The following is a 14,138-nucleotide window of genomic DNA, read 5'->3' on the forward strand; positions in this document are numbered from 1 at the left end:
GAAGAAAGGCCGGTGCGACACCCATGACCACCAGCATCATCGTCGACACGCAACGGACCGTCACCCCGCTCTGGCCGGTACCCCAGGAGAGGCGCGTCGTCACCGTCCTCTTCGCGGACATCGTCGGCTCGACGGCCCTGGTGGACCGCCTCGACCCCGAGGACGTCCGAGCGTTGCAACGGGCCTACTTCGACACCGTCGCCGGTGTGCTGCACCGCTGGCACGGGGTGGTGGAGAAGTACATCGGCGACGCCGTGATGGCGCTCTTCGGCGCCCGGCACTCCGACGGCTTCGACGCGTACCGGGCGGTACGCGCCGGGCTCGAGATCCAGGCCGCGCTGGACCGCCGGCCCATGGTCGACGGCATCAGGCTGCGCGTCCGGGTCGGTGTCGCCACCGGCGAGGTGGTGGTCGACCTGGGCGACGCCGTCACCGGCGGGCACGGCGTGGCCAGCGGGGCGGTGATCACCGCGGCGGCCCGCCTGCAGGAGTACGCCGCGCCCGGTGCCGTCGCGCTCTGCGCGGCCACCGCCCGCGCCACCGCCGGCCTGATCACCCAGCGTCAGCTGACGCCGGTCGCCGGCCGGGTGCCGCCGGCGCCGGTCTGGCACGCCCTCGGTCCGGTACGCCCGGGTGCCGACCGGCACGACGGCCCGTTGATCGGTCGACGCCGCGAGCTCGCCACCATCCGCGACCAGTTGGGCGAAGCCATCCGCAACCGGACGCCACGCTGGATCTCACTGGTCGGCCCCACCGGTAGTGGCCGTAGCCGGCTGCTGCACGAGCTGACCCAGGGCCTGACCACGATGGACGGACTGCCGGTCCGCTGGTGCGTGGCGACCTGCCAGCCGTACCCCGACCAGGTCTTGGCACCGGTCGCGCACCTGCTCCGCGGCCTCGCCGGGATCAGGCACAGCGACGGCCCGGCGGCGGTCCACGACCGGCTCGTCGCCGCCCTGACGCCGCTGTTCCCCCCGACCCGGGTGGCCACCGCGGTTGCGGCGCTCCGACGGATGCTGACCACCCCGGACGGCTCGCCCGCCGCCCTCGCCGGCGCGGCGACCTTCCGCGAGGTCCTGCTGCGACTGGCCGTCCACCAGCCGCTGATCGTGGCCGTCGACGACCTGGACCGGGCCGCGCCCGCGGTGAGCCGCTTCCTGCACGCGCTGTACGACGCGGCGACGGAGCGTGGACTACCGCTGGCCCTGCTCACAGTGCACCAGCCGCAGTGGACCGACACCCGGCCCGGACCGGCCCGCCAGCTGACGATCGGCCCCCTGGCCACGGTGCAGTCCGGACGGCTGCTGCGCCACCTGCTCAGCCGGGCCGGACAGCCGGTGGCCCTGGTCGACCGACTGCTACCCCTGGTGGGCGGCCGCCCCGGGCACGCGGCGGCATACGTCACGTCGCTGGTGGGCGGTGCCGATCCGGCGGCCCTCCCGCTGCCCGAAGCGGTACGCCGGGCCGTCGGCGCGGAACTGGACCACCTCGACGGTGAACGGCGGGCGGTGCTGATGGCCGCCGGCACCCTCGGTGGTCGAATCTGCGGGCCGGCCGTGGACCGGGCACTCGGCTGGACGCCCGGCCGGTCCGCGCCGGCGCTCCGCGCGCTGGTCACCGCCGGGCTGCTGCTCCCCCACCACGTCGACGGGTACGCATTCGCCGCTCCCGCGCTGCGCCAGGTCGCCGTCGAACGCTTGCCCCGCGCCCTGCGGACCGTCTTCCAACGCCGGACCGCCGCCGGGCCGCACCCCGACACAGAGCACGCCGGCCCGCCCGACCCGCTCGCTGGTGCGCCCAACGGCTCGCCGGCGAGGAGCGCGCAGATCGTGCGCCTCGACACCGTTGGCGCTCGAACCAGCCGCCTCGACACCGTTGGCGCTCGGACCGGCCGCCTCGACACCGTTGGCGCTCGGGCCGGCCGCCTCGACACCGTCTTCGCGTCGCTGGCGTCGGCAGGACCGGGCGGTGCCACCGGCCCGACCCCGCTGAGGCGAGGCAGCCCCACCCCGACGATGGCCACCCGTCCCGCCGCGTCGGGTCCCGCCACCAACCGTGCGGCGGGCCCACGCCAGCTCCGGACCGTCACCTCGGCGGGCGACGTACCGCCGACGCCGGCCACCGCGGCGTCCCGACCTCGACGACGCGCGGGCGGTGACCGGCTCCGGGACGTCGGACGACCCGCGACGCCGATCCGCCCCATGCCAGCGAACCCGGCCGGACAGTGGACACTCGCCGACGCCAACCCTGCGACAGACGTCGTACGGGCAGCACCCCGCCCACCATTAATCCGCCCCCTGGACGACCTACCCGCCTCCGCCTAACTCCACCCCGCCTCCCCCCGCACCTCACCCGCACCTCGCCCAGCCCCGCCCCGCCCTGCTCTCGTCGATCATGGAGTTGATGTGGGTGACAAATGCCTCGGGAACCAACAAGTCAGGCACCACAACTTCATGATCGACGGTTCTCGCCGGCGATCTTGCACTTGCTGTCCCGACATAAGCGGCATCCGACCGATATCGACAACTGAAACTGCAAGATCGGCGCGCGCGAGGGGCGCGGCGCGGGGCGGGGCGGGGCGGGGCGCGGAGCGGCGCGGGGGCGAGGGCGCGCGCTAGGGCGCGGAGCGGGGCGGGTTAGGTACGGATGCTGTGGCTAGTAACGCTGCGGTGGGCAGCGCGAGCAGGCCGTCTTGGCCACGGTAGCGGGCGGTCAGCTCGTCGTACGCGGCACGAATGCGGCTGAGCACCGCCGCCGGCTGGCCCCCCATCACCAGACCTGGCTTGCTGACGCCGTTGGCGGGGCCACTCCACCAGGCTTCCGGGTCGGTGCGGTGCGTCCAGGTGACCGTGTCGCAGCGCACGTCGGTGAGCCCCGCCTGGTCGAGCAGGCCCGCCAACCCCTCGGGGGTACGGGGGAAGTCCCGGTCGGCGTCCACGGTCGGTGCGAGGGTGCGACGGTCGACCCCAGCGGCGTCGAAGACCTCACCCCAGAGGCTCTGCGCCTCGGGCGGGGGGTGCGGCCAGACGGTGACCGCGACCCGGCCACCGGAGCGGACGACCCGTCGCAGCTCGGTGATCGCGGCCAGCGGGTCGCCCACGTGGTTGATCACGAAGTTCGCCACGGCCGCGTCGAACGACCGGGAGTCGAACGGGAGGTGCGGCAGCGATGCGAGGCGGACCTCGTCGACGGAGGGAAGGCGGTCGCGCGCCAACTCGACCATGCTGGGCTCGGCGTCGACGGCGACGACTGTGGCGTGGCGAGCGCAGGCCAGCCCGGCCACCGTGCCGGAGCCGGTGCCCACGTCGAGCACCCGCGTGCCGGCCCCGACGTCGGCGGCGTCCAACAACGCTGGCGCGGGGTACGCGCAGAGCGCGGCGAGACTACGGTCGTACGCCTCCGCGCGCCCGGCCCAGCGTGACCGTTCGTATTCGTCGAAGGCCGTCGTGGTCATCGCCGGGCCCCCTTCGAGGATCTTGATGGTGGCGCCACGATATCGAACGTGGCGTGTTCGGCGGTGCCCCGTGCGGTGCAGGAGAGCGGTGCAGGAGAGCAGTGCTGGCGCGCTCGCCATAGCTGGCCCGTGCTCATGCCAATCGTCGCGCCCCGGCTGTTCGCCAGCCACGCCAAGCGGGTGCCCGGCACCGTCACGCCCCCGCACATCGGTGCCGACACCCACTGAACACGGTCGCGACCGGCCCAACACCCAGCGGGCGGCCCAACAACAGCACCAGCACCAGCAGGCGGCCCCGCGCTCAGCAGGCGGCCAGGAAACCCAGCACGCGCGGCCAGACCGCCGCGGTGGCGTCCGGAGAGTACTCGGCCAGGTCTGGGTCGGTGAACAGGTGACCCACGCCCGGATAGCAGAAGACCGTCAGATCGGCGCCGGCGTCGGTCATTGCCTGCTGCCACTCGTCGACCTCGTCCGGCGCGTCGTACGGGTCGGGGTCGGCGAGGTGCAGCTGCACCGGCAACCCGGGTGAGACCGCCTCCGGGGCGCCACCGGTGCCGTGCAGTAGGAGCAGGCCGGCGGCGGCGGGGCGCTCGGCCAGCAGCGCCCCGGCCACCCCGGCGCCCATCGAGAAGCCGCCCAGCACCGTCTCCGGTGGCAGGTCACGCAGCGCGGCGCGGGCCCGGTCCAGCACCACGTCCTGGCCGATCTTGTCGAGCAGCGCGAAGCCCTCCTCGACGGTGTCGGTGGCCGGAACGCCGTAGAGGTCGGGGGTGCTGACCTGGTGTCCGGCGGCGCGCAACCGGTCGGCGGCGGCGCGCACGGCGGGGCGCAACCCGTACACGGAGTGGAACAGCACGACGTGTCGCATCCGGCCATCCTGCCGGAGTCGACAGTGCATCCAGAGTGGCCACGCGGGGTGGACGTCAGACCAGTGCCGCCAGCCGCGCGACCAGCTCCGATGGTGGCGGCATCGCGGCGATCTCGCGGCTGACCTGCGCGGCAGCGGTCCGCAGGCGCTCGTCGGTGAGCAGCTGGGTCAGTGCTCGCGCGGTGATGTCCCGGGGACGCAGCGCCAGGCCGGCGCCCCGGCGGGCCACCATCTCGGCGTTCTGCCGCCGGTCCCCGGCGCCCGTGGTGGCCAACTGGGGCCGGCCCGCGGCGAGGGCACCGAGGACACTGCCCGCACCACCGTGGTGCACCAGGGCCGCGCTCGCCGGCAACGCCTCGTCGAGCGGAATCCAGCCGACCACCCGCACGTTGCCGGGCACCGAGCGGGCCGACCGCTCGTCGGGGCGGACCAGCACGATCTCGGCGTCCACCTCGGCGGCGGCGGCCACCACGGCGGGCATCGGCCCCCGGTCTCCGGGGCCGGTGAGGGTGCTGCGGGTGACCAGGATCCGGGGGCGCTCACCCGGCTCGCGCAGCCAGGCCGGCAGCTCCCCGCCGCCGACGTAGGACGTGTAGCGCATCGGCCAGCCGCCCTGCGTGGCGACGCTGGGCGGTGCCACGGCGAGGGCGGCGGCCGGCGCGGGCAGCTCGGTGAGGCCGTGGCGGCGCAGCGCCGCGCCGAGTCGGGCGACGGTGGCGGCGACCAGTTCCCGGCCGTCGAAGAGGGCGTTCTCCTGGCGGACGGCCGGCACGTCGAGCCGCGCGGCGGCTACCGCGCCGGCGACCGCGAACGGCTCATACAGCACCAGATCCGGGCGCCACCGGGTGGCCAGCGCGACCACCGGGTCGACGATCTGGTCGTTGAGCGTGCCGAACAGCAGGCCGGCGCCCCGGGTGCCGGCGGTGCCCGCCAGCTCCGCCCGCGCGATCAGCGGATGACGGGCAAGGACCCGCATCGCGATCCGGCCGAAGTCGAAGCCCGGCGCGATGTCGTGCACCGGCAGACCTGCCTCGGCGGCGGCCAGCGCTCCGCCGCCGGTGGCCACCAGCACGTCGTGGCCGGCATCGCGGAGGGCGACCGCGAGCGGCACCAGCGGGAAGACGTGACCGACGAGCGGGGCGGAGACCACCAGCACGCGCATGGACCCGATCCTATGTCGACCACAGCCGTCCCCGGGGCCCCGTCTGCTGCCCCGAGGGCGTCGAGCGCGCCGGGGGTGACGCAGGACGCAAGCGCGCTTCTGCTCGCTGATCACGCCGGAAAGGTGGCGTACGGAGGTGGCGGGTTGGGTGAGCGCCACGTCCCGGAACCGGGCAGCGATCAGGCCGTCGGCCGCTGGTCGACGATGCGGCGCATCTTGCCCATCGACCGTTCCACGGTGTCGGGGTCGAGCACGTCGACCGCGACACTGACGCCGATGGTGTTCTTGACCAGTTGAACCAGTGTGCCGCCGGCCCGCTCGGCGGCGTCCACGTCGACGTCGGCCCGCCGCTCCACCCGCACCGTGAGGGTGTCCAGCCGGCCGTGCCGATCGAGGACACACTGGAAGTGCGGCGAGAGCTGCGGGGTACGCAGGATCAGCGCCTCGATCTGGGTGGGGAAGATGTTCACTCCACGCAGGATCATCATGTCGTCGGTGCGGCCGGTGATCTTCTCGATCCGGCGCATCGGGCGGGCGGTGCCGGGCAGCAGCCGGGTCAGGTCGCGGGTGCGGTAGCGCACGACCGGCATCGCCTCCTTGGTCAGGGAGGTCAACACCAGCTCACCCCGCTCGCCGTCGGGCAGCACCGCCCCGGTGACCGGGTCGATGATCTCCGGGTAGAAGTGGTCCTCCCAGAGGTGCAGGCCGTCCTTCGTCTCGACGCATTCCGTCGCCACGCCGGGGCCCATCACCTCGGAGAGCCCGTAGATGTCGACGGCGTGGATGTCCAACTGCTGCTCGATCTCGCGGCGCATGTCCTCGGTCCACGGCTCGGCGCCGAAGATGCCCACCCGCAGTGAGGTGGCCCGCGGGTCGATGCCCTGGCGGCGCATCTCGTCGACGATGGCCAGCAGGTAGCTGGGCGTGACCATGATGACCTCGGGCTCGAAGTCGCGGATCAGCATGACCTGACGCTCGGTCATGCCCCCGGAGACCGGGATGACGGTGCAGCCCAGTTCCTCGGCCCCGTAGTGCGCGCCCAGACCGCCGGTGAAGAGCCCGTAGCCGTACGCGACGTGCACCCGGTCGCCGGGGCGGCCACCGGAGGCGCGGATCGAGCGGGCCATCAGTCGCGCCCAGGTGCGCAGGTCGTCGCGGGTGTAGCCGACCACTGTCGGCCGGCCGGTGGTGCCGGAGGAGGCGTGCAGGCGGGCCACCCGCTCCCGGGGTACGGCGAACATGCCGAACGGGTAGTTCTCCCGCAGCTCCGCCTTGCCCGTGAACGGGAAGCGCGCCAAATCGTCGAGATCCCGGCAGTCGTCGGGGTGCGCCCCGGCCGCGTCGAACGCCCGCCGGTAGTGCGGCACGTTGTCGTACGCGTGCCGCAGCGACCAGCGCAGTCGGTCGCGTTGCAGGGCGCGCAGCTCGTCGATGCCGGCGCGCTCGATCGGCTCCAGCTCCTCGGGACGAGGGGTGCGGTCCTGCATCGGCTGCCTCCTTGGCGCGGCGGTCCCGGTGGGGCTGCGGGTACCGTACGCCCGCCTCCAGCCGGGCCGGCGGGCGGTCAGCGGGTGGCTGGCAGCCGGTGCAGGGCGTCGACGAGGGGCGCCAGCTCGGGGGTGGCCTCCGCCTGGGCGAGCGCGTCGGTGAGCACCCGGTCGTGGGTGGGTCGGGTCTGGGCGAGCAGCTCGGAGCCGGCCGGGGTCAGCTCGGTGTAGATGCCGCGCCGGTCGTCGGCGCAGAGGATGCGGGTGAGCAGCCCTCGTTGTTCGAGGCGGGTGACCAGCCGGGTGGTGGCGCTGCCGGAGAGCGCGGCGGCGCGGGCGAGCTGGCTCATCCGCATGTGCCAGCCGTCCTGGCGGGAGAGCGCGTCGAGCACCGTGTATTCGACCACGGAGAGATCGTGGTCGGCCTGCAACGCCCGCTCCAGGGAGCTCTCGATCAGCCCGTGCAGGGCGGCGAGGGTGCGCCAGCCCTGCGCGCGGATCTCGACCGCGTCGTCGGCGATGCCCATACCGGCCTCCTCGGTGTGATCTGAACGGACTCCAGGCTACCACGCTTGCGCCGATATAAAGCGCGTGCAAGTATTTCGTTGCTGGCGCGTGTAGTTGCACGCGCCGCCTATCTACCTCCACTCGATGGGAAGACCATGCCCGTACCCCAGAAGTCCCTGCCACCCGGCCTGATCGCGCTGGCCATCGGCGCCTTCGGCATCGGGCTCACCGAGTTCGTGATCATGGGGCTACTGCCCGAGGTGGCCGCCGATTTCGCGGTCACCGAGCCGGTGGCCGGCTGGCTGATCTCCGGTTATGCGCTCAGCGTGGCCGTCGGCGGGGTCGCCCTCACCGCGGCGGTCACCCGCCTGCCGCGCAAACCCGTGCTGCTCGGCCTGATGGTGCTCTTCATCATCGGCAACCTGCTCTCCGCCGTCGCCGGCGACTACGCCGTGATGATGGCCGGTCGGATCGTCGCCGCGCTCTGCCACGGCGCGTTCTTCGGCATCGGCGCCGTGGTCGCCGCCGGACTCGTCGCACCGGCCCGCCGGGCGGGCGCCATCGCCATGATGTTCGCCGGCCTGACCATCGCCAACGTGCTCGGCGTGCCGTTCGGCACCTTCCTCGGGCAGCACTTCGGCTGGCGCTCGACGTTCTGGGCGATCACCGCCATCGGGGTGGTCGCCCTGATCGGGCTGGCCCTGCTGATCCCGGCGGGCGACACCACCAAGGCCGACCGCCCGGCCGGTGGGCTGCGCGGCGAGCTGCGCGCCTTCACCCACCCGCAGGTCTGGCTCTCCCTGGTGATCACCGTCCTGGGCTTCGGTGGGATGTTCGGCGCGTTCACCTACATCGCCTACACGCTGACCGAGGTCAGCGGCTTCGCCTCCAGCACCGTGCCGTGGCTGCTGGTCCTCTTCGGCGTGGGGCTCTTCGCGGGCAACCTGCTCGGCGGCCGGGCGGCGGACAGGTCGCTGTCGCGCACGCTGGTCACCGTTCTGGCGGTGCTCACCGTGGTGCTCGTCGGCTTCGCGCTGACCGCCACGAATCCGGTGCTGACCATCGTCGCGCTGGTGCTGATGGGCGGCTTCGGATTCGCCACCGTGCCGCCGCTGCAGATGCGGATCATGCGGTACGCCCACCAGGCGCCGACCCTGGCGTCCGGGGCGAACATCGCCGCGTTCAATCTCGGCAACGCGTTGGGCGCGTGGATCGGCGGAGTGACCATCGCCGCCGGACTCGGCTACACCTCGCCGATCTGGGCCGGCGCCGCACTCACCCTCATCGGTCTGGGCGTACTCCTCGGCGCGCTGCGGCTGGCCCGCCGCGACGAACCGGCGCAGGCCGAGGCGGAGCTGGCGGGGACCGCCGTCTGAGCCTCCTCGACGACGACGCCGGGCCGGGCTGATGCCCGGGCCCGGCGTCGCTTCGATCATCGCCCTGCCATCCTCTCGCAATTGCAAAAGATGTGCAACAAGGTCTGGACAACGCGTCGACGGCGTAACTAGCCTGATCCTTATGACTCCTTACATTGCGGATCCCTGGGCCTGGCAGGAAAGCTGGGATCGCCAGCAGGAAGCGTTCATGCCGGACCGTGAGCACCGGTTCACCGCCATGCTCGACACCGTCGACGCGGTCCTCGACGACCGACCGCCGCGGGTGCTCGACCTGGCCGGCGGCACCGGCGCCATCTCGCTGCGGACCCTCGCTCGCTTCCCCGCCGCCGAGACCACACTGGTCGACCTCGACCCCGCGCTGCTGGCCATCGCCGACGCCTCGCTGGGCGACCGGGCCACCATCGTCACGGCCGACCTCGGCACCCCCGAGTGGCGCTCCACGCTGCCACACCAGGAGTACGACGCCGTGCTCACCGCCACCGCTCTGCACTGGCTGCCGGCCGAACGGCTCGGGCAGCTCTACGCCGAGCTGCGTGACGTGCTGCGGCCGGGCGGCGTCTTCGTCAACGCCGATCACATGCCCGACGACACAGTGCCGGAGCTGACCAAGCGGCTGATGGACCGGGCCCGGAACCGGCGCAACGCCCGGTACGCCGCCGGCTCGGTGCTGTCCTGGTCGGACTGGTGGCAGCGGGCCGGCGCGGACCCGTCGCTCGCTCCGCTGGTCGCCCAGCGGCACGCCATCTACCCGACCGGGCACAGCCCCGAGTGGAACCCACCGGTCTCGTGGCACCTGGCCGCGCTCACCGCGGCCGGATTCAGCGAGGTGGGCACGGTCTGGCGGGGCGGCCCGGACGCCGCCGTCGCGGCGGTGCGCTGACCGGGCCGACGCCGGCGGCCCGCTGACGCCCCTGCCACGGCGGTGCGCTGACGCCGCCGCCGGCACTACGCTCTGAAGCCGTGCCAGAGCCGTTCGAACCGCGCACCGACCCCGACGTCGACCTGCGCGTCCCCGCCGACCGCCGCGAGTTGACCGCGCGCCCCGCGACGATCCTCGCCGCCATCGCGGCCGGCGGGGTGCTCGGCGCGCTGGCCCGGGCCGGCCTGCAACACGCCGTTCCGCACCCGCCGACCGGCTTTCCCTGGGCCACGTTCACCATCAACACGTCCGGGTGCCTGCTGATCGGCGTCCTGATGGCGGTGCTCGGGCACCTCGACGGTGGCCCCCCGCTGGCGCGCCCGTTCCTCGGGGTCGGGGTGCTCGGCGGGTTCACCACCTTCTCCACCTACGCGGTCGACGTGCAGCAGGCGATCGTCGTGGGCGCACCGGGCACAGCGCTGACGTACCTCGCCGCGACGGTGTTCGGCGCGCTCGTCGCGGTCGCCCTGGGCGATGCCGTCACCGCCGGGCTGCTGCGTCGGGTGAGTCGATGACCGTCCTGCTCATCGCACTGGGCGCGGCGGTCGGCGCGCCGCTGCGCTACCTGACCGACCGGGCCGTGCAGTCCCGGCACGGCTCGGCCTTCCCCTGGGGGACGCTGCTCGTCAACGTGGCCGGGTCGCTGCTGCTGGGCGTCCTGGCCGGGTGGCCGGCCGGCCCGGCGGTCAGCGCGTTGCTCGGCACCGGGTTCTGCGGCGCGCTGACCACCTACTCCACCTTCAGCTACGAGACGCTGCGGCTGACCAGGGACGGTCATCGGCTCCTGGCGCTGGCCAACGTGCTCGGCAGCGTGGCCGCCGGGCTCGCCGCGGCCACCGCCGGCTACGCCCTGGCCCGCATCCTGACCGGCTGACCGCACACCGGCCGCGCCGCGCCCGATTCGATCCCCACCGACGCCCGGACCAGGGGCGATCCCCAACACACCGAGGGTATATACGCGAGGTATACCCTCGGTGTAGTCTGCTGGCATGAGCGTGCCACTGACCCTTCTCGGCCTCCTCGAACGCGAGCCCAGCCACGGCTACGACCTGAAGCGCGACTACGACGCCTTCTTCGGCCGGGGCAAGCCACTGCCGTTCGGCCAGGTCTACTCCACCCTCAGCCGACTGGCCCGCGACGGCAAGGTGGTGATCAGCGACGTCGCCCCCGGCTCCGGCCCCGACCGCAAGCGCTACATCATCACCGACGTCGGCGCGACCGAGGTCGAGCAGTGGCTGACCCAACCGGTCGACCCGGAACCGCACCTGCAGACGGTGCTCTTCGCCAAGGTCGTGCTCGCGCTGATGCTGGACCGGCCGGCCGCCGAATACCTCGACACCCAACGCAGCGCGCACCTGCACCGGATGCGGGAGCTGACCGAGATCAAGCGCGCCGGCGGCCTGGTCGACGCGCTGCTCGCCGACCACGGCCTCTACCACCTGGAGGCTGACCTCCGATGGATCGAGATGACCGGCGCCCGACTGGACGCCCTCCGGAAAGAGGTGCGGCCGTGAGCGTCGTGATCGAAGCGCGCGACGTCGAGTTCTCCTTCGGTCAGACGCCGGCCCTGCGGGGCGCCAGCGTCGCCGTGGAGGCGGGCGAGATCCTCGCCGTCATGGGCCCCAGCGGCTCGGGCAAGTCCACCCTGTTGCACTGCCTGGCCGGCATCCTCGTGCCCGACTCCGGCGAGATCCTCTTCGACGGGGCCCGGGTGCACGCCATGGCCGAGACCGAACGCAGCAGCCTGCGCCGGGACCGGTTCGGTTTCGTCTTCCAGTTCGGTCAACTCGTCCCCGAGCTGACCGCCGTGGAGAATGTCGCGCTGCCGCTGCTGCTCAGCGGCGTACACCGCAAGCAGGCGCTACCCAGGGCGCAAGCCTGGTTCGCCCGCCTCGGGTTGGGCGGCCTGGAGCAGCGGCGCTCGGGCGAGCTCTCCGGCGGGCAGGCGCAACGGGTCGCCCTGGCTCGCGGCCTGGTCGCCGAGCCGCAGGTGCTCTTCGCCGACGAGCCGACCGGCGCGCTCGACTCGCTCACCGGCGAGCAGGTGATGGACCTGCTGGTCGGTGCCGCCCGCGAGCAGGGCACCACCGTCATCCTGGTCACCCACGAACCGAGGATCGCGGCGTACGCCGACCGCGAGGTCATGGTCCGCGACGGGCGCGTGAACGCGCCGGACCGGATCGCCTCATGATCCGCTTCGGGCTCCGTCTCGCCGTGGCCGGCGGCCGGGAGGCGCTCACCCGCCTGATCGTCATCGCCGCCGCCGTCGCGGTGGGCAGCGGACTGCTGCTGACCACCCTGGCCGGGGTCAACGCCACGAACGCGCAGCTCACCCGGTACGCGTCGATGTATCCCACCGCCTCGGCCGGCGACGCCGACCCGCTGTGGTGGTCGAACCGGCAGGACTACTTCCACGGCAAGCAGATCATCCGCATCGACGTCGCCGCGACCGGCTCGACCGCGCCCACCCCGATCGGTGTCCCGACCACCCCGGGCCCCGGCGAGTACTACGCCTCGCCCGCGTTCCGAGAACTGCTGGCCGCCCACCCGGCGGACCAGTTGGGTGACCGCTACCCGGGGCGTGACCTCGGCGCCGTCGGTCCGGCCGCGCTGACCTCGCCGGACACCCTGCTCGTCATCGCGGGCGGCACTCCCGACCAGGTCGCCAAACTGCCCAACGCGCAACAGGTCACCAGCGTCGGCGACACCCCTGCCCTCCCCGAAGCCACGGTGAACCTCATCCTGGGCGTGGTCGCCGGTGGGCTGCTCTTCCCGGTGCTGATCTTCATCGGCACCGCCACCCGGCTCAGCGCCGCCCGCCGGGAACAGCGTTTCGCCGCGATGCGTCTGGTCGGCGCGACACCTCGGCAGATCTCGACGGTCGCCGCCGTGGAGGCGGCCGCCGCCGCCGTCGCCGGCACCGCCGTCGGCTTCGGCCTGTTCTACGCCTTGCGCGACCCGCTCGCGGGCATCCCGTTCACCGGCATGCCGTTCTTCCCCGACGACATGTCCCTGGGGGTGCTGGACGCCCTGCTGGTGGCGCTCGGCGTCCCGGCTGGCGCGGCGCTCGCCGCCCAGGTCTCGCTGCGCCGGGTCCGGATCTCACCGCTGGGCGTCACCCGCCGGGTCACCCCCCGGACCCCGCGCGCGTACCGGCTGATCCCGGCCCTGCTCGGCGTCGCCGTGCTGTTCTTCGCCATCGGCTTCAAACCGGAAACGTCCGACGGCCAGGCGGCGGTGTTCCTGCCCGGACTGCTGCTCGTCATGGTCGGCCTGGTCTTCGCCGGCCCCTGGTTGACGATGGTCGGCGCCCGGGTGATGGCCCGGTACGCCAACCGCCCGGCCACGCTCATCGCCGCGCGACGCCTCGCCGACAATCCGAAGGGCGGCTTCCGGGCGATCAGCGGCATCATGCTGGCGCTCTTCGTCACGAGCGTGGCCGTCGGCGTGATCACCACGATCGTCGCCAACCGCGGCCCGGCACCCACCGGCTCGACCGACGCGGGCACGGTGACCACCGTCTTCGACGAGGAGGGAACGTCGGTGCCCGACACGCTCCTCGCCGAGCTGCGGGCGATCCCCGGGGTGCGCTCCGCGACCGCCATTCGCGAGAACCCGGTGGTGACCGACTCCGGCGAGGTCGGGGTGATCGCGTGCGCCGACCTCCCGGGCGAATACGGTCGGTGCGCCGACGGCGCGGGCGTCATCGAGGTGCCGATGGGCCTCAGCCGCTGGCGGGAGTCGGCGTCGTCCGCGACGGTCTGGCCGGCCGCGTCGCTCACCCCCGACGAACTCCAACGGCTGCCGGTCGGGGCGATGGTCGTCGGCACGGACGGTTCCGCCGCCGCCGTCGAGCGCACCCGTACCGTGCTGGAGGTCGCCTTTCCGACCTTCTGGGTGGGGCCGAACGTGCCCGGTGACTTCGAGTCGGACTTCGCGAACACGCTGCGCGGCTGGGAGCAACTGGCCAACGTCGTCATCATCGCCAGCCTCGCACTCGGTGGGTGCAGCCTCGCGGTCAGCGTCATCGGGGGTCTCACCGAACGCCGACGCCCGTTCAGCCTGCTGCGCCTCAGCGGCGCTCCGGTGCGGGTGCTGCGTCGGGTGGTGGCGTTGGAGAGCGCCGTGCCGATGCTCGCCGTCGCCGCGGTCGCCATCGGCATGGGCCTGCTCGCCGCCCACCTGTTCCTCCGGGCGCAGATGGGCTACACCCTCGTCGCGCCGCACCCGGGCTTCTACGTGATCGTCGTGGTCGGGTTGGCCGCCTGCCTCGGCGTCATCGCCTCCACCCTGCCGCTGCTGGAACGCATCACCGGACCGGAGACCGCCCGCAGCGAGTAGTGC

At 73.2% G+C, this 14,138-nt stretch carries 13 protein-coding genes; 8 read left to right on the top strand and 5 right to left on the bottom strand.

The features are described from left to right. Positions 1–23 precede the first annotated feature (23 nt). On the top strand, positions 24–2,324 hold the full coding sequence (locus ACZ6NZ_RS22390) for an AAA family ATPase (protein ID WP_465859973.1): 2,301 nt from the start codon (positions 24–26) through the stop codon (positions 2,322–2,324). A 290-nt stretch (positions 2,325–2,614) separates the two neighbouring features. Here the strand turns inward: ACZ6NZ_RS22390 and ACZ6NZ_RS22395 are convergent, their stop codons facing one another. The 5 genes from ACZ6NZ_RS22395 to ACZ6NZ_RS22415 all read right to left on the bottom strand — a co-directional run bounded on the left by ACZ6NZ_RS22395 (position 2,615) and on the right by ACZ6NZ_RS22415 (position 7,498). Next, positions 2,615–3,454 carry a class I SAM-dependent methyltransferase gene (locus tag ACZ6NZ_RS22395; protein WP_465859974.1) on the bottom strand — a complete coding sequence of 280 codons (840 nt, stop codon included), beginning with the start codon at positions 3,452–3,454 and terminating at the stop codon, positions 2,615–2,617. A 301-nt stretch (positions 3,455–3,755) separates the two neighbouring features. After that, a complete protein-coding gene (locus tag ACZ6NZ_RS22400) occupies positions 3,756–4,322 on the bottom strand; it encodes a dienelactone hydrolase family protein (RefSeq protein WP_465859975.1) in 567 nt (188 codons plus the stop codon). A gap of 55 nt (positions 4,323–4,377) precedes the next feature. Further along, positions 4,378–5,484: a nucleotide disphospho-sugar-binding domain-containing protein gene (locus ACZ6NZ_RS22405; RefSeq protein WP_465859976.1), complete on the bottom strand. Its 1,107-nt coding sequence runs from the start codon at positions 5,482–5,484 to the stop codon at positions 4,378–4,380. A gap of 179 nt (positions 5,485–5,663) precedes the next feature. Continuing rightward, the gene (gene paaK, locus ACZ6NZ_RS22410; protein WP_465859977.1) at positions 5,664–6,971 is read right to left on the bottom strand and encodes a phenylacetate--CoA ligase PaaK; all 1,308 of its coding nucleotides are present in this window, start codon (positions 6,969–6,971) and stop codon (positions 5,664–5,666) included. A 77-nt stretch (positions 6,972–7,048) separates the two neighbouring features. Continuing rightward, entirely contained in the window at positions 7,049–7,498 is a 450-nt protein-coding gene (locus ACZ6NZ_RS22415; RefSeq protein WP_465859978.1) for a MarR family winged helix-turn-helix transcriptional regulator, read from the bottom strand. Positions 7,499–7,633: 135 nt separating this feature from the next. Here ACZ6NZ_RS22415 and ACZ6NZ_RS22420 point away from each other — a divergent pair, with 135 nt between their 5' ends. From ACZ6NZ_RS22420 to ACZ6NZ_RS22450, 7 genes are all read left to right on the top strand, one after another. Then, entirely contained in the window at positions 7,634–8,854 is a 1,221-nt protein-coding gene (locus tag ACZ6NZ_RS22420) for an MFS transporter (protein ID WP_465859979.1), read from the top strand. Between the two features lie 142 nt (positions 8,855–8,996). Then, positions 8,997–9,755, top strand: coding sequence for a class I SAM-dependent methyltransferase (locus ACZ6NZ_RS22425; protein WP_465859980.1), 759 nt, complete (start codon positions 8,997–8,999; stop codon positions 9,753–9,755). A gap of 80 nt (positions 9,756–9,835) precedes the next feature. Then, entirely contained in the window at positions 9,836–10,309 is a 474-nt protein-coding gene (locus ACZ6NZ_RS22430) for a fluoride efflux transporter FluC (RefSeq protein ID WP_465859981.1), read from the top strand. Beyond that, a complete protein-coding gene (gene crcB, locus ACZ6NZ_RS22435; RefSeq protein WP_465859982.1) occupies positions 10,306–10,668 on the top strand; it encodes a fluoride efflux transporter CrcB in 363 nt (120 codons plus the stop codon). Before ACZ6NZ_RS22430 ends, crcB begins: the two co-directional genes overlap by 4 nt. A 115-nt stretch (positions 10,669–10,783) precedes the next feature. Then, entirely contained in the window at positions 10,784–11,308 is a 525-nt protein-coding gene (locus tag ACZ6NZ_RS22440; RefSeq protein WP_099853936.1) for a PadR family transcriptional regulator, read from the top strand. Further along, complete coding sequence (locus ACZ6NZ_RS22445) at positions 11,305–11,985, top strand: ABC transporter ATP-binding protein (RefSeq protein WP_366606823.1); 681 nt, start codon at positions 11,305–11,307, stop codon at positions 11,983–11,985. Before ACZ6NZ_RS22440 ends, ACZ6NZ_RS22445 begins: the two co-directional genes overlap by 4 nt. After that, entirely contained in the window at positions 11,982–14,135 is a 2,154-nt protein-coding gene (locus ACZ6NZ_RS22450; protein ID WP_465859983.1) for an FtsX-like permease family protein, read from the top strand. Before ACZ6NZ_RS22445 ends, ACZ6NZ_RS22450 begins: the two co-directional genes overlap by 4 nt. Positions 14,136–14,138 lie beyond the last annotated feature (3 nt).

It is taken from the genome of Micromonospora sp. NPDC047756 (genome assembly GCF_055587245.1).